The 16179-nt window shown below is 54.2% G+C and carries 16 protein-coding genes; 10 read left to right on the top strand and 6 right to left on the bottom strand.

All coding sequences use genetic code 11. The features are described from left to right. Window positions 1-2: 2 nt before the first annotated feature. Window positions 3-3794 (bottom strand): proton-conducting transporter membrane subunit, encoded by a 3792-nt coding sequence (locus J5069_RS04760; RefSeq protein WP_264642768.1) that lies wholly within the window; start codon window positions 3792-3794, stop codon window positions 3-5. 323 nt (window positions 3795-4117) lie between these two features. Here J5069_RS04760 and J5069_RS04755 point away from each other — a divergent pair, with 323 nt between their 5' ends. The 8 genes from J5069_RS04755 to hypB are packed head-to-tail and all read left to right on the top strand — an operon-like array spanning window position 4118 to window position 9296. Next, complete coding sequence (locus J5069_RS04755; RefSeq protein WP_264642767.1) at window positions 4118-4363, top strand: HypC/HybG/HupF family hydrogenase formation chaperone; 246 nt, start codon at window positions 4118-4120, stop codon at window positions 4361-4363. Window positions 4364-4386: 23 nt separating this feature from the next. Continuing rightward, window positions 4387-4725 carry a hydrogenase maturation nickel metallochaperone HypA gene (gene hypA, locus J5069_RS04750; RefSeq protein WP_264642766.1) on the top strand — a complete coding sequence of 113 codons (339 nt, stop codon included), beginning with the start codon at window positions 4387-4389 and terminating at the stop codon, window positions 4723-4725. A 16-nt stretch (window positions 4726-4741) separates the two neighbouring features. After that, complete coding sequence (locus J5069_RS04745) at window positions 4742-5320, top strand: 4Fe-4S dicluster domain-containing protein (protein ID WP_264642765.1); 579 nt, start codon at window positions 4742-4744, stop codon at window positions 5318-5320. Further along, window positions 5320-7230, top strand: coding sequence for an anaerobic carbon-monoxide dehydrogenase catalytic subunit (gene cooS / locus J5069_RS04740; RefSeq protein ID WP_264642764.1), 1911 nt, complete (start codon window positions 5320-5322; stop codon window positions 7228-7230). The genes J5069_RS04745 and cooS overlap by 1 nt, the downstream gene beginning before the upstream one ends. A gap of 60 nt (window positions 7231-7290) precedes the next feature. Continuing rightward, the gene (locus J5069_RS04735; RefSeq protein ID WP_264642763.1) at window positions 7291-8070 is read left to right on the top strand and encodes a carbon monoxide dehydrogenase accessory protein CooC; all 780 of its coding nucleotides are present in this window, start codon (window positions 7291-7293) and stop codon (window positions 8068-8070) included. Between the two features lie 3 nt (window positions 8071-8073). Next, entirely contained in the window at window positions 8074-8295 is a 222-nt protein-coding gene (locus tag J5069_RS04730; RefSeq protein WP_264642762.1) for a CooT family nickel-binding protein, read from the top strand. Continuing rightward, window positions 8292-8519, top strand: a complete 228-nt coding sequence (locus J5069_RS04725) for a hypothetical protein (RefSeq protein WP_264642761.1) — start codon at window positions 8292-8294, stop codon at window positions 8517-8519. The genes J5069_RS04730 and J5069_RS04725 overlap by 4 nt, the downstream gene beginning before the upstream one ends. Window positions 8520-8537: 18 nt before the next feature. Then, the gene (gene hypB / locus J5069_RS04720; RefSeq protein WP_264642760.1) at window positions 8538-9296 is read left to right on the top strand and encodes a hydrogenase nickel incorporation protein HypB; all 759 of its coding nucleotides are present in this window, start codon (window positions 8538-8540) and stop codon (window positions 9294-9296) included. Between the two features lie 66 nt (window positions 9297-9362). On the opposite strand, the gene blc is transcribed toward hypB, so the two are convergent. Beyond that, complete coding sequence (gene blc / locus J5069_RS04715; protein ID WP_264642759.1) at window positions 9363-9896, bottom strand: outer membrane lipoprotein Blc; 534 nt, start codon at window positions 9894-9896, stop codon at window positions 9363-9365. Window positions 9897-10213: 317 nt separating this feature from the next. Between blc and J5069_RS04710 the strand changes: the two genes are divergently transcribed. Beyond that, window positions 10214-11170: a DKNYY domain-containing protein gene (locus J5069_RS04710; protein ID WP_264642758.1), complete on the top strand. Its 957-nt coding sequence runs from the start codon at window positions 10214-10216 to the stop codon at window positions 11168-11170. Between the two features lie 24 nt (window positions 11171-11194). Here the strand turns inward: J5069_RS04710 and J5069_RS04705 are convergent, their stop codons facing one another. Both J5069_RS04705 and J5069_RS04700 read right to left on the bottom strand, forming a co-directional pair. Beyond that, window positions 11195-12427 (bottom strand): sensor histidine kinase, encoded by a 1233-nt coding sequence (locus J5069_RS04705; protein WP_264642757.1) that lies wholly within the window; start codon window positions 12425-12427, stop codon window positions 11195-11197. 10 nt (window positions 12428-12437) lie between these two features. Beyond that, a complete protein-coding gene (locus tag J5069_RS04700; RefSeq protein WP_264642756.1) occupies window positions 12438-13148 on the bottom strand; it encodes a response regulator transcription factor in 711 nt (236 codons plus the stop codon). A gap of 98 nt (window positions 13149-13246) precedes the next feature. Here J5069_RS04700 and J5069_RS04695 point away from each other — a divergent pair, with 98 nt between their 5' ends. After that, complete coding sequence (locus tag J5069_RS04695) at window positions 13247-14911, top strand: phosphoethanolamine transferase (RefSeq protein ID WP_264642755.1); 1665 nt, start codon at window positions 13247-13249, stop codon at window positions 14909-14911. Window positions 14912-14961: 50 nt separating this feature from the next. On the opposite strand, the gene fucR is transcribed toward J5069_RS04695, so the two are convergent. Both fucR and fucU read right to left on the bottom strand, forming a co-directional pair. Further along, window positions 14962-15696, bottom strand: a complete 735-nt coding sequence (fucR, locus tag J5069_RS04690) for an L-fucose operon activator (protein ID WP_264642754.1) — start codon at window positions 15694-15696, stop codon at window positions 14962-14964. A 59-nt stretch (window positions 15697-15755) separates the two neighbouring features. Next, window positions 15756-16178, bottom strand: coding sequence for an L-fucose mutarotase (gene fucU / locus J5069_RS04685; protein WP_264642753.1), 423 nt, complete (start codon window positions 16176-16178; stop codon window positions 15756-15758). Window position 16179 lies beyond the last annotated feature (1 nt).

Below are 16179 nucleotides of genomic sequence, written 5' to 3'. Positions count from 1 at the left end.
CCTTAGTCCTTGTTCTGGGCGTGCAGCGCCAGGCGAATAAAACGTTCCGGTGCCTGATACAGCGCGGAGGCGGGAACATGCGCTTGCGCGGGAGTGATATCGGTGACGCCGCCCTGATGTAAATGAATGTGCTGCGACTGGCGGTTGCTCAGGCGGTAGAACACGCCACCACAGCCTGCCACCATCGCCACCAACACCCACAAAGTCAGAGGGTGCCAGCCGTGAAGTCCGGGTAATGCACCGCCCCAACTGGCCGTTATCTGGCCGAGACCGGCCTGCGCCATCAGATGACTGATGGGCACCAACAACACCCCTGGCAGCAGGCTGATGACCAGCGCCGCCACGCTCAACACGGCCATTGGCAACAGCATCGAGCGCGGGGCTTCAGTGACGTTTTCCAGATGTGCGGCTGGCTGTCCCATAAACGCGGCATGGGCGAATTTCAGCACGGCGGCCAGGGTAAACAGACTGGACATCATGGCGCTGAGTGCCAGCAGATAGTGCCCGCTCTGGAAGGCTGCCTGATAAATGAGCCATTTGGAGGCGAAGCCGTTGAGCGGTGGAATGCCGGATAGCGACAGCCCGGCGAACAGGAAGAGTGCAAAAGTGATCGGCATTTTACGCCCCAGCCCGCCAAGTTGATCGAGACTCACCACGTGCACCTGCGCCAGGATGCAACCCGCCGCCAGAAACAGAATGTCTTTGAGCAGCAGATGGTTAACCAGATGCATCAGCCCTCCGGCAATCCCCTCCGGGGTGGCTAACGCCAGCCCGAGCAGGATATAGCCCAACTGGCTCACCGTGCTGTAGATCAACAGTCGTTTGATGCCGTTCTGGATCAGCGCCATGGCACCGGCATAAAGCAGGGTAACCGTGGCGATCAGCGCGATGCCGTACATCACGCCAGAGGTATCGCCCAGTGAGCCGAACCGAACAAACAGCATCCCGGCACCGCCCAGTGCGTACAGCTTGAGCACGCCATAGATCCCACTTTTTAGCAGCACGGCGGAGATGTAGCCGCTGACCGGCGTGGGGGCTGTCGGGGGGTGCATCTGGTAGTCGATGCGCCAGGGCAGTTGCGCTGATTTCATCAGCAACCCAGACAGCAAAAGGAACAATCCGGCACCGAGCCAGGGAAGCGGCATATGTTGAGCGGCAGCGAGAATAGCATCGAAGCTAAAGGCATCGCTGTGGGCGCACAAGATGGCGACACCGAGGAACATGCAGGTGGCGCCGACAAAATTGAAAATGAAGTATTTGAAGCCTTCCTGCAACGCCTCTTCGGTCTCATCGTGAATAATCACGAAGTAGAGCGTCCAACTGCTCATGATTTCCCAGAACGCGAAGAAGTTGAACAGATCCTTGCTGGCGGTGATCCCTAACAGGCCACCGATCATAAATACGAAGAAGAAGAAAAAGCGGTGTTGGCTATGGCCGTGTGCCATATAGCCGATGGCATAGCACAGGTTAAGCAGGCCAACGCCGGCTATCAAGATGGCAAACCAGTAAGACAGTAGATCGTAGCGACCCGCATCTAACAGCACCGCTCCCAGCGTCAATGCCATGACGCCGACCGCCAGCATTCCCGCACGACGCGGTGCGCGCTTCCCGAGTAAAAACGTCAACAGTGCGCCGATAATCGCGATTGTCGTGGCGGGCGACCACGCCAGATTAAGCGTCGGCAGCGGCGTGACGGGCCAACCTTGATGATAGGCAATCTGCGCAATGGCCGGCTGTATCCAGTGTTGTAACCCGTAATCGGGGAACACGCCGCCCAGGACGACCAGCGCCGCCAACAGGCCGGTAGCCACACGCATCGCCAGCGGCGCTTCCTCTACAACGCCCGTGCCCTGATAACGGGCGAAGAACAGCACGCGTACGATGCGCAGGTAATATATTGCCCCCAACACGCTGCCTGTCAAAAACAGCAGCGCCACGGTGACGGCATTGGCGTGTACCGCGGCGTAGATCATCAAAAATTTGCTGTAAAAACCGCTGAACGGGGGCAACCCCATCACGGCCAACGCGCCGATGGCAAAGCACAGCGCGGTAAAGGGCATGACCCTGCCGAGTCCGGCCAGGTCTGACAGGTGTTTACCGGCGGCGCGCGCGATCAATCCGCCTGCCGCCAGGAACAACAGATTTTTGAAAATGGCATGGTTTATTACGTGGAACAAAGCACCGGCAACGCTCAGGCTGGTCAACAGCCCGAGCATAGCGAGAATTTCTCCCACCTGTGCCAGCGTCGAGAACGCCAGAATGCGTTTCAGGTTTTGCTCACGCAGCGCCTTCACTTCGCCATAAATCACCGTCAGGCAACCCAACAGGCTAAGGGCCAATCCAAAGGCAGGGAGCGCACCGGCGGTGAGCCACTGCCCGGTCAGGCTGGTTCCCAGCACCACCAGCATGATTTTTGCCAGTCCGTAGACGCCAGCCTTGGTTAAAACACCGGACATCAGTGCGGAAATGGAGGAAGGGGCTACCGGGTGGGCATCAGGCAGCCAGCCGTGCAGCGGATACAAACCGGCTTTCACCCCAAGCCCGATGAGAAAACAGAGGCCAATGACCGTGGCGAATCCCGGTGTAAGCTGAGCGGCCTGTGAGGCGATCAGCGCCATATCAAAGCTGCCAAACTGGGTATGGCACACCAGAATGCCGAAATGCATGATATAGGCACCGGTACAGCACATCAGGAAATATTTACGCCCGGCCTTGAGCGCCTGTGGCGTGCGTTCATGCACCACCAGAAAATAGGAGCTCCAGGTCATCAATTCCCAGAACAGATAGAAATTACCGAAATCTCCTGCCGTGGTGACGCCGATAAGCGACCCTGCCATCAAAAACAGAAAGAAATAATAGCGATTGGCGTGTTTATCATTGCGCATGTAGCCCTGGGAATAGATCACCACTACGGCTATCAGGCCAGTGAACAGGACGCTGAATAAATGCGACAGGCTGTCGCTGGCATCCATTTGCCACACGCCGTACAGTGTCGCCAGCGCAATAACGACGGCAGCCCGATCGCGTAATCGGGAATTAATCACTCCCAAGCCATAGAGTAAAAATCCGCCGACATAGGGCACTATTATCCAGTAATGCCAGGGGGTCTCGAAATTGGGCACCGCTGCGGTTATCGAGGGTGTCGCATAATGCTCGGCAAGATGCAATAACGGTTCTGGCGCAATACTGACCGCAATGGTGATTGCGGTCAGTAGCAGCATTATCAGCCAGCGCGGAGAAAGTAATGTGGCGAAATGAAAGGGCGCTGAAATGACATTCTCATCCCTCTCCAGACAGACGCGCTGAATGACAATAATATAATACACCGAGGCCAAAATAGTCGCGACTGTCGCCACCGCGGCGATGGCCCATTCACCTTGCTCCATCGCGCCGTATAAAATCAGAAATTTGCTGAATGAGCCTTTAAACGGTGAGAGTCCCATCACGGAAAATAAGCCAAAACCAAACAGCAACGATGCCAAAGGCATACGCGAACCACTGCCAGCCAGCACGGATAGTTCGCTGGAGCCGTTGCGCTTTATCAGGTAGGCGGCGCTGGTAAGGGTTAACAGGCGCATAATCGCTTGCAAGCCTAAATGCAACAACGCCCCGGTTTCGCCTGACGCATTGTTCAAACCCAATCCCAGCAGTACATATCCCAATTCTGCCAGCGTGGAAAACAACAGCAGTCTGGAGAGATTGCGTAAATGCAATAACGCCACTATTTCGCCGACCAATAATAATAAGGTTCCAGACCAGGCTAATAATGGAATGCCGAACAGTGATACTCCCATTTATTCCTCGCGATACGTAGAGAGCGGATAGGCGGGAGTGAATGTAATCAATGCTACCCACACTGTCTGTCGGCTGGCTGACAGATATTCGTGGGTAAAACTGGGAATATGATGCCCAGACGGAAGGTTATTAATAAGAAGTTAACATCCGCAGAAATAAAATATGATCGCCATCACTTTATAACTGAGAATGAATATTAATACGACGTATTGGGGTGAGCGCAGAAATACTATTTTTTATGGTTGCGTTTGGTTTTATCTCAATAAAGATGATCTCAGTCAATAAAAATACGTGTTTCAGGCAATCAAAGGAGGCGTTATCGATGTGTCTGGGTATTCCAGGTCAAATTCTGGCAATTAAAGATGCCGCCAATCTGATTGCCGTGGTGGCGGTCGCGGGCGTGAAGCGGGAAGTCAGCATCGCGTGTCTGGTTGGCCCGCAGTATGCCGCTCAGGACTGTATCGGTGACTGGGTTTTGGTGCACGTGGGGTTTGCCATGGCGCGGCTTGATGAACAACAAGCGGCCGAAATGCTGATCGCCTTGAGTGAGTTAGACGAACTTGACTGAGCGCAACGGGGGAGGAAGTCACCATGCATGAAGCGGCGTTAACGCAGGGACTGGTGAACATTCTGCTTGCTGAGGCACAGCGCCATCAGGTGACACGTATAACCCGCGTGCGGCTCAGGATTGGAAAGATGCGTGCGGTTGAGCCTCAGTCGATGGCGTTTTGCTTTAACGCGTTCAGTGCCGGGACGCTGGCTGAGCATGCTGAATTGATTATTGAGGCATTGCCAGCCATCGCGCACTGCGATGCGTGCGGTGAGGATTTTGAAGTGATCAAATTCCATTTTCAATGTTCAGGTTGTCACAGCCGCAGGGTGCGACTGATTCAGGGCGATGAGCTTTACATTGAAAGTTTTGATGCCTGAGGTAGAGGGTAACGAAATGAAAAGACAGGAAAATGTCATGATTTACGCCAATGCGCAGCGATGCCTTGGCTGCCATAGCTGTGAGATGGCCTGTGCGGTCAGCCACGGTGGCGATAGCGGATTGTTTGATGCGGTGAAACAACAGCTGCCGCTGCATCCCCGGATGAAGGTGGTGGTGGCGGGCGATGTCAACCTGCCGATGCAGTGCCGTCAGTGTGACAACGCGCCGTGCGCACTGGTGTGTCCCACCGGCGCTTGTCGCCAAAGTAATGGGCAAGTGCAGATCAACGAAGCCAACTGCGTGGGGTGCAAACTGTGCGTGATGGTGTGCCCGTTTGGTTCCATCACCGTGCGGCGCAGCGAACAGCAAAAAGGTTACAGCGTCACTAATCAGGGTGTGGCACAAAAATGCGATCTGTGCGTCACCTGGCGAGAAGCGCAGGGCAAAACCCAAACCGCCTGCATTGAAGCTTGCCCCACCAAAGCCATCAGTCTGGTGGATATGCAAACCTATCGTCAGGCATTGATTCAGGCCAGAGCAAAAGAGCTGGCGCACTCTCAGAAAAATATCGATTTGGCATTAAGGGGAAGGTAATGGATATCAAAACCAGAACGAGCGATCCCGCCACCATTGCCTTGTGTCCGGTGGCGGAACACGAAGGTATTGCCACGGTGTTCGATCGTCATCAGATGCAACAACCACAATGTGGTTTCGGCAGTCTCGGGCTGTGCTGCCGTATCTGCTGGAAAGGGCCTTGCCGGGTTGATCCCTTTGGCGATGGGCCACAGTACGGTATTTGCGGTGCGACCAAAGACACTATCGTCGCGCGCAATCTGATTCGCATGATGGCCGCTGGGGCGGCCGGTCACTCGGAGCACGGTCGGCACATTGCGCTGGCGATGCAGCGCGTAGGCAAGGGTGAACTGCCGGATTATCAGATTCGCGATCCGAAAAAGTTGATTGCGGTCGCTAAACGTCTGGCTATTGAGGTAGAGGGACGCACCACGCGCGATATCGCCTACGATGTGGCGACCAAAACGTTGGAAGATTACCAGAATCAAGACAGCAAAAAACCGTGCCACTGGCTCAATGCCTCTCTGCCGGCTAAACGCCTGTCACTGCTCGGTAAACTGGGCGTGCTGCCGCACAACATTGATGCCACCGTGGCGCAAATCATGTCGCGCACCCATATTGGCTGCGACGCTGACCCGACCAATCTGGTGCTGGGCGGTATTCGCGGCGCGCTGTCTGATTTTGATGGCATGGTGCTGGCGACGGAGTTGTCCGATGCGATGTTTGGTACGCCAACGCCGGTGGTGACGCAGGCCAATATCGGTGTTATCAAAAAGCAGGCGGTCAACATCGCGGTGAACGGCCATAATCCGCTGCTCAGCGAAGTGATTTGCGATGTGGCTGGCGAAATGCAGAGCATCGCACGCGATGCCGGAGCCAGCGAAGGCATCAACATCGTGGGTATTTGTTGTACCGGCAATGAAGTGATGATGCGTCACGGTATTCCGCTGGCAACCAACTATCTGTCACAGGAAATGGCGATTTTCACCGGCGCGCTGGATGCCATGGTGGTGGATGTGCAGTGCATCATGCCGTCCTTGTCGCCGATCAGCGAGTGCTACCACACGGAATTCATCACCACCGCGGATGAGAACAAAATTCCGGGTGCACGTCACGTAAGCTTCCACGAAGAGCACGCCCGAGAAACCGCGCGCAAGATTGTGCAGTATGCCATCGATGCCTACGGTCGCCGCGATGCAACGCGTATCAAAATCCCCGATATCAAGCAGACGGCGGTAGTCGGATTCAGCACCGAAGCGGTGATGGAAGCGCTGGCGGCGCTCAATCCGGACGATCCTCTGGCCCCGCTGGTAGAGAATATCGCCAACGGCAATATTCTCGGCGTGGCGCTGTTTGCGGGCTGCAACACCACTCGCGTCAAACAGGATGACAGTTTTCAAACCATTGCCAAAATTCTGGCGCGTAACAACGTACTGATGCTGGCGACGGGCTGCGGTGCCGGGGCGTTCGCCAAGAACGGGTTGATGAACGCGCAAGCAACAGAAAGCTGGGCGGGTGACAGTTTAAAAGCGGTACTGACTGCTGTGGGTGTAGCGGCTGGGTTAGAAGGGCCGCTGCCGTTGGTGCTGCACATGGGCTCCTGCGTGGACAACAGCCGTGCGGTGATGTTAGCGACAGCGCTGGCGGAAAAACTGAATGTCGATCTGAGCGATCTGCCGCTGGTGGCCTCTGCGCCGGAGGCAATGTCGGAAAAAGCCATCGCTATCGCCAGTTGGAGCGTGGCGTTAGGCCTGCCGACTCACCTCGGCGTGGTGCCGCACGTGACGGGTTCGCAGCAAGTGACCGATTTAATCACCACGCAGGCTAAAGATCTGTTTGGTGGCTATTTCCTGGTGGAAACCGATCCCGCACTGGCCGCCGAGAAACTGGTGGCGGTAATGAAAGAGAAGCGTCGCGCGCTGGGGATCTAACGCATTGCCCAGCCAGCGCCATCAGGCGGCTGGCTGGCAACATCGGTTGACGAGGGTGATATGAAAATAGCTATCGCGGGTAAAGGCGGCGTGGGAAAAACCACGCTGGCGGGATTGCTGGCGCGATCCTATGCGGCACAGGGAAAACCGGTACTGGCGATTGATGCCGATCCGGATGCCAATCTGGCTTCTGCAATAGGCATTCCGGCCGAACGCTATGCATTGTTGCAACCTTTTTCCCGTATGAAAGCACTGGCAACGGAGCGCACGGGGGCCGGTGCCGGGTATGGCAGCCTGTTTATCCTCAATCCAAAGGTAGACGATCTGCCGGATGCCTACTGCGTGCAGCACGCCGGAGTACGTTTGCTGCTGATGGGAACCGTCGAACACGGCGGCACGGGCTGCGTCTGCCCTGAACATACCTTGCTGCGCCGTTTGATGAGCCACCTGCTGCTCGAACGGGAAGATGTGGTGATCATGGATATGGAAGCCGGTATCGAGCATCTGGGCCGTTCCACGGCGGAAGCGGTGGATGTGTTGATTGTGGTGGTGGAGCCGGGCCAACGCAGCATTCAAACCGCACGCCAAATTGGTGCCTTGGCCGCCGATATCGGCATTGATAACGTAGTCTATGTCGGCAGTAAAATCGCCAAACCCTTCGACAAGGCTTTTTTGGCCTCGGCGCTGAATACCGCGCAATTGCTGGGTTACCTGTCGCTGAATGACACCATTCGTGACGCAGACCTCAGCGGCAGCGCGCCTTACGATCTTGGTGGCGCGTTTATGGCGGAACTTGCCGTGATAGAACAGCGTCTCGCCGCCCTGAATCAGGGAGCTTAACCCATGTGCCAACTGCGTGTCCGCCTGCGGTATGCCGATCGGCGCGAAGAGGCGTTGAACGATATCGCAGCAATTCAGGTTACGCCGCACAACATTACGCTTTCTGCCTTATTTGAGCCGCCGCGCGAGCTGCGCGGTTTTGATATTCAATACATTGATAGCCTGCGCAACGAAGTGCTGTTGGTTCAGCGTAGCGCCGAAACACAAAACGGAGAACACCGATGATTGCTATTCCCTTGATGAAAAAACTCAATGTGCTGGTGCCGCACTGGATTGAACACAACGACGAACATATCGCAGAGATGGAAAAATACCTGCGCGCGCTGGAAACGGAAGGGCAAAGCGAACTGGCACAACAGTGCCGCGAGGTTATTGCGCAGATGACCGCGGTGAGTGAAAAACTTAACGTGATGGCGCAGCAACTCAAGCCTGTCTCACTGCGCGGCTAACGGGGCGAGGGTGACACCATGTGTGATAACTGTGGCTGCAATATCCCGCTTGCCAGCCAACTGCGCTTAGCCAACGGCACCATCCGGGCGATAAGGCCATTCAAAGCCGTTGAACCGCGCACGCTGGCGGTGATGCAGAACCTGTTGCAGGAGAATAACGACCGGGCGGCGCAGAACCGTCGGCAATTTGACGCGCACGGCACGCGGGTGTTCAACCTGATGTCATCGCCGGGCAGCGGTAAGACGTCGCTGCTGGAGGTCACCATCGAACAGCTTACGGCGCGCGGTGTAAAAGTGGCGGTGATAGAAGGAGATTTGGAAACCGAAAACGATGCTTTACGCCTGCGCCGCAAAGGTATCCCGGTAGTGCAAATCACGACGGGGATGGCCTGCCATCTTGATGCGCAAATGGTCAATACCGCCTGGCAAACGCTCTGTTGTGAGCCGGTGGACATATTGTTTATCGAAAACGTGGGCAATCTGGTGTGCCCGGCCAGCTTCGATCTCGGTCAACACCACAACGTGGTGCTACTGTCCGTGCCGGAAGGGGATGACAAACCGGAAAAATACCCGGTGATGTTCCGCCAGGCGGAAGCGGTGCTGGTGACCAAGGTGGATCTATTGCCCTATTTTGACGATTTCAGTCCTGAGCGCGTGCGCGAGGAAGTGGCGCTGTTGGCTCCGGGGAGTGAGGTATTGCAGCTTTCAACCAAAACCACGCACCATTGGGCGCCATGGTTGGCATGGCTCGGCGAGCGGTGCGTGAGCCCAGCGTGAAAGACGCCGTGTATCAGCGAAGAACCGGCTTGCGCGATCTTCGCTGATGGATCACTGCCAGTGATATCAGTGCGGCTGCTGATTAACCCAAACCAGATTATCCACCGCGAAACCGAGGGTTCTCGCAATAGACAAATAATTTTGTTTTACCTCAGCCGGGAGTTCAGGCGTGCGCGACAGGATCCATAAGTAATCGCGGTTTGGCCCACTGACCAGCGCGTATTGGTAATCGTCATCCAGCGCGATGACGTTATATCCCCCATAAAAGGGACCAAAAAAGGAAACCTTGAGCGCCGCCGTTGTGGCTTTACCGGTGAAATAGGCTTTGCCTTCGCTCGATTTCCACTGTTTCTTAAGCGGATCGTAGCCTTGATTCAGCACGCTTAGCCCCTCGTCACTGCGTTTTCCATAGGTTGCCGTAACCTGTTGCAAACCTCGCTCAAAACGGTTTTCCAAACGCGCTATTTCATACCATTTCCCCAGATAACGCTCGGCATCAAAATTGGCAACAGGCGTTACGCCTTTGGGGGGCGAGGGCGACTTGCAAGCAACCAGCGCCAGTGATAGCGCGACACCGGTAAGGATTGGCCAAATTTTCATGCGTACTCCTTGTGTGTTTTTGAGGGAGTGAGGAAGTATAGCGAGGAAATGCTGTTTTTACCGTATACGTGGTGTTAACTATATTACCTCATTAAAATCACTGCCACTGGTGTTTTATTCTGTATTTTTGTGTTTGTAAAACATTAGGCATTAGCGTTTGTGTGGATTTGCTTTAGATATGCTTAATGTGCCTTTTATAATTTACGCTATGTGCGGAAATTGATATTTTATCGCGGCAAATTATACCCAGGAAAAACATTTCTCCTCTGGTAGGGATATTATTTTCTGGTGTGAACCTTTAAAAGGAGATAAAGATCGTGAGAAAAGGAACTCTTAATTTATGTATGGCACTCATTGGTGGGGTGTTTGGCATCGTTCACTTATCCGCTATTGCCGCAGAAAAAACTGCGGTCACCTATAGCAATGTGAAATACCCGTATAAAGTGATTGACGGTGTATTGCACTATCAAAGTGCCGCGAATCTTCCCGCTGTGCCGATGAAAAATGTCAAGCCGGAGAGTTTCTCGGTGATCTATTCCGATACGGCGTTTGGGGTAGGAAAAGCGAACGACACCTATTACTGCAATGCGACTGCCTTGCCCAAGGCATTTAACCCGGAGAACGCCAAAGCAATTGATTCCTATCTGGTTAGTGAAGTCGGAACCTACGCCTATTGCAATAAAATGACCGTTAACATCGACTGGAAGAAATTTGAAGCCCTGGATTTTCCCTTCTTCAGCGATGGCAAACACATCTTTATGCGTGACGGTTCGGTGTTAAAAGGCGCTGACGTTGCGACGTTCCAGACAAAAGGAACGAATCAGGCCTTCGATAAAAAACACTATTATTTCAGAGAAAGTAATTCAGCCATCGTACCCTATAAAAAAAGCGTTAACATTTTTGAGCAATGTTTTGGCTGGGCCACTATTGATGATGCACTTTATTTTCGTGGTGAAAAAAACAGCGAGTTGGATGCAAGCACCTTTACCTGTCTTTCATTCAGTGTGACGGCGGATAAAAAAGGTTTTTATATTTACGGTAAACCGTTCCCGATTTTTACAGCGGATACCGATGTGAAAAACCTTAAAGCATTATCCGATTATGTTGTCACCGACGGTAAATCAGTCTGGTTCGTGAAAATTGAGCCAGAACGGTTAGCCGGACTGGATGCGAGCAAGGTGACCGTCGATGAGAACGTTATTTCTGATGGGGTGAATGAATGGCAGTGCGGAGACTTTAAGTCACCGGGAGAAGCGATGTGCACCAAACAGTAATTTTTTAGCTGTGGGGGAAATGCGTCAATCGCTACGGCGCATTTCCAGCGTAAAGCGACAGCCTGTTTCCGAGCTATCGACCTGCATGCGCCAACCCAGATGCTCCACGATGCGTTGCACAATGGACAAGCCCAGTCCTTCGCCACGTTGATGCGCACTGGGCAGAAAGCGCTGAAACTGCTGCGGATCGATGCTGGGCGGTAGGCCAGGACCGGTGTCAGAAATGACAAGCGTACTGTCATTAAGGGCAATGCGCACTTCACCTTGCGCCGTGTACTGGCAGGCATTGCGCAGCAGGTTCCAGATAACACTGCGCGCCAGTTCAGCATTGGTGTGCAGATGGGGCGTTTGCGCTGCATCCAGAATCAGTGCCACGGGTTTTTTTGCCAGCCAGGGTTGGCAGCGTGTAATACATTCCTCGATCAACGGACGCAGTGGCACGTCGGTTCGAGCCAGGGTTTGCGGATCGCGTGACAGCAGCAACAGACAGGTCAGTTGGCGCTGCATTTCCTGCGTGGTACGCACGATGCGTTCCGCGCTGGGTATCAAGTGACTGTCAGCAGGCAATTGGTGCACGATGGTTTCCGCCGCGCCGCCAATGATAGCCAGAGGAGTGCGCAATTCATGGCTGGTATCGCTCACAAAGCATCGCTCACGGTGCAGAAACTGCTCCAGTTCATCGCTGTGTTGCGCAAATGCGCGCGCCAGCACGCCGATTTCGTCGCTGGCATCCTGAAACGGTAAGGGCTTCTGCTTGCGCTGTACCACGTCGGCCAGACGCGTAATCGGGGCGGTAACGCGCGCCGAGGTCAATCGGCCAATCCAGAACGCGCACAGAATACACAGCAGGATCACCAGCGGCGCGAAGCCGTCAATCATGTACTCTAAAAACCAGTAGTATTTGCCATCCTGTAACAGGTAGTAACGTTGAACATCGAGTTCAAACACCAGCAGATACCAATGGTCGGGTTTTTCCAGGCGGTGATAGCCCGGAGCGTAGTGGCGCAGGGCATCGGGTACAGTTTGCGTATCATAAAACTGGCTGCCTTCAGGCAGGGGGGGAGGCGTACCGTTGGTAATAGCCGTTTCCAGCCGAGGCATCTCTTCGCGCAGGCTCTTCTCGATCACATACGATCGCAACTCATCGTAATCAAGTTGCTCCGCGATAACCACAAACCCCATGACGGCCACCATCAGCAGTACAAACGAAATCGTAATGCGTGTCTTGAGCGTCATCTGCTGGTAAAGGGATTTCATGATGGTGGTTCTACTCGCTGTGTGATAATTCCGGCGTAACCTCCCCGGGCGCATGGAGACGTAAACCGACGCCATGCACCGTTTCTATCAGAGCAGATGTGAAGTTTTTGTCAATTCGCAGGCGCAGGTCATGAATGTGCGTGCGCAACGCACCACTTTCAGGTGGTTCGTCGCCCCACAGCAGGTATTCCATCTGCTGTTTTTTAACCACGGCAGGTGCGGCGCGTACCAGACACAGCAGCAATTTATGCGTGGTAGGGGTCAGGTTGATGGTCTGGCCCTGGCGCCATGCCTGCGGTGCGCGAGTGTCCACCAGCAAGTCTTCCCAGACCAGTGTGCCTTCTACCTGTCGGCCTTGGGCACGTCGCACCAGTGCCTTGATGCGGGCGTCAAGTTCCTTGAGTGAAAAGGGCTTGACCAGATAATCGTCGGCACCCAGCGCCAAGCCCTGTACGCGGTCTTCTACGGGATCGCGTGCGGTCAGCATCAGTACCGGCACGGGATTCTGAAATTCCACCCGGAGTTTGCTGCATAGCGTCATACCGTCCAGCCGCGGCAGCATCAGATCCAACAAAATGGCGTCATAATCATTCTGCGTAGCCATGTGCAGACCTGTGGCTCCGTCACGCGCATCGTCCAGCACATAGCCCAGCGGCTCAAAAAAATCGTACAGATTTGCCACCAGCTCTGGGTTGTCTTCAATGATAAGCAGGCGTGTCATGGGTCATCGGCATCCTAAAAAGATAAACGGCATCTTAACAACTTCCTGACATCCACTTTTTGATACTGCGCAGACTCTTTATTCGTTGGGAATTGCGCGTGTATAAATATCTGATATCCCTGCGGTTCAACTCGGTACAACTGACCTGGGTAGCCGCATTGTTCTTCACCACCGTGGGTAACGTGGCGCTATGGCAAACGCTATGGTCCAACGTGGAAGTCAACAGTCTCCACAGTTTACTGTTCTTTATTAGCCTACCGGTGTTCTTTTTTTGCCTTTTCAATCTATTGCTCACGCCGGTTTTGGTCTTGCCGTATGTGCGCAAACCGCTGCTGGCGTTGCTGGTTGTCATCAGTGCCAGTTGCAGCTACTTCATGCTCTATTACAACGTGTTAATCGATCGCAGCATGATACAGAACGTGTTCGAGACCAATCAGGCAGAACTCACCTCGTACTTTTCCATCCCCCTGCTGCTCACCATTATTGCGCTTGGCGTGTTGCCTGCGGTAGCGATGGTGTGCTTGCCGACCCAAAAGACCGGGCGGCTGTCGCAAGCCGTGCTGTGGTGGCTTGGCAATGTACTGGTGACAGTCGCGGTGCTGGCCGTGGTGACCATGGCGTTCTACAAAGACTACGCCTCGCTGCTGCGCAACAATCTGCAAATCAAGGATCAAGCGCTGCCCTTTAACGTGGTGCGCAACACCAACGGTTACCTGAAACGTTACCTGAAACGTACGAAATCACAGTTGTTGCGGATTGTGGCCGCAGATGCCACACGTCCTGCGGCGGCGGCTGGTCAGCGCCCCAAGCTGGTGATTGTCGTGGTGGGCGAAACGGCGCGAGCGCAGAACGTTGAGCTTAATGGTTATCCGCGTGCGACCAATCCATCCTTGTCGCAGCGCGAAGACATCATCAGTTTTAAACATGTCTCATCCTGCGGTACGGCCACTGCCATTTCTCTGCCCTGTATGTTCTCGCGTATGACCCGTTCGCAATACGATGAAGTGCGTGCAGCCACCGAAGAGAATCTGCTCGACATCCTGCAACGCACCGGCATACACCTCTTGTGGCGCAACAATAACAACGGGGGGTGTAAAGGGGTCTGCGCGCGCGTGCCTTCCGAGGATATGCCGACGCTGAACATTGTCGAGCAATGTGTCAACAAGGATGGAACCTGTTATGACGATGTGCTGCTGCACCAACTCAGCGCCCGCATTGATGCCAGGCAGGGTGATATGCTGATCGTGTTGCACCAACTGGGCAGCCATGGTCCAACGTACTTCGAACGCTACCCGGCACAAGACAAAACCTTCAGCCCCACCTGTGACAGCAATCAGATCCAGAAGTGCACCAATGAAGCGCTCACCAACACTTACGACAACACGCTGGTCTACACCGACCGGATGCTGGGCAAAACCATTGACGTGTTGCAACACTATTCCGAGCAGCGTGATGTAGCCATGATTTACGTTTCCGATCACGGCGAGTCACTGGGAGAGCGAGGGATGTATTTGCACGGGACGCCTTATATCATTGCGCCTAAGGAGCAAACGCAGGTGCCGATGGTGATGTGGTTCTCACCGACATTTGCCCAACAAGCCCACCTTAACCTCGCTTGTCTGCGGAAAAACGCCGACAGCAAGGACTACAGTCACGACAATTTGTATCATTCCCTGTTGGGCTTGTTTGATGTTCATAGCACCGTGTACCAACCCGAACTGGATGTGTTTGCGCCCTGTCGAGAGCCGATACCCGTTGCTTGACCCACAATAATGCTTGTCAGCGCAGCGTTAAGGAGGCAAGGGCACCACACTCAGAGTGCTTTTGCCACTGCGCTAGCCCCGGCATTGGCATCAGAAATAATGTGTGTCACATCATCAAGATGCCCAATCTGTGCTTCGCCGGAGCGATCAAACTTACTCTTGTCGAGCAGCAATAACGACTGCGAGGCGCGCTTGAGCAATACTGATTTAAAGTCGGCGTTGATGGCATTGGAGTCCCACAGTACCCCATTGCTGTCGATGCCCTCGCAGGAGAAAATAAACAGATCGATGTCGAGCGATTTAAGCTGTGAGATCAGTGACGTATTGACGTAGCAGCCATACTTTCTCTGCAAGGTGCCGCCTGAGCAGGTGAGCTGAATGTGCTCGCGCTTACTCAACTCCTGGCATACCGGCTGGCTATTGGTAAATACGTGAATCTCAACATCGGGCAACTGGCGAGCCAGATACCAGCAGGTGGAGCTGGCATCCAGTGCAATCACCATTCCCGGCTCGATCCAGGCGAGCGCCTCACGGGTGATATCCGCCTTGTGAGCATAGTGGCTTTTGAGTCGGATATGAAAGGGATCGCCGCTGTCGTGGCTTTCGCGATGAATGACCTTGGCGCGACCGTGTTTACGTAACACTTTCCCTTGCGATTGCAGTTCGCTGAGATCGCGACGAACGGTTTCCTTACTGACATTCAACTGTAGCGACAAGGCTTCGGTGGTCAGGCTGTTTTGATTCATCAGCAGTTCGACGATTGCGTGCTGGCGTGCCGCTTTCATTCTCTCTCACCCCATCATTTCGCAGAACGCCCACATCAGGCGGGCGTTCTGGCATGAGATTACGGCGTTACTCCTTTTTTTAAAAGAATATTTCCGTACTTGGCGCGTTCGCCTGTGATAACGATCGCAAAGGCTTTTTGCGCCCGCTGATAAAAAGCAAATCGGTCGATGCGTGTGATATCAGGGCAGGGGCTTTGCCGCGACAGCGCGTTGCGATAGCGTGCTTCAACCTCAGGATCGAGACTATCGCCGGTCACCGCCGCCATCATCACCAACGGTGGCGCATAGCTGTCCAACTCAAACAGCGGAATGATGGCGTGCAGCAAATCGCTGACCCGTAGACCGTCGGCGCGAATCACCTGCGGACCCAGACTGTGAGCCGGGAAATGGGCATCGGAAAAAATGATTTCATCTCCGTGCCCCATTTCGGCAAGCACTTTCAGTAAATCGGGAGAAATTAATGGCGAAATTGTTTTAAGCATC

The organism is Candidatus Symbiopectobacterium sp. NZEC127 (genome assembly GCF_025962675.1).
GTDB lineage: Bacteria > Pseudomonadota > Gammaproteobacteria > Enterobacterales > Enterobacteriaceae > Symbiopectobacterium.
The sequence above is the reverse complement of the archived record's forward strand: the minus strand, read 5'-3'. Positions and strand labels throughout refer to the sequence as shown.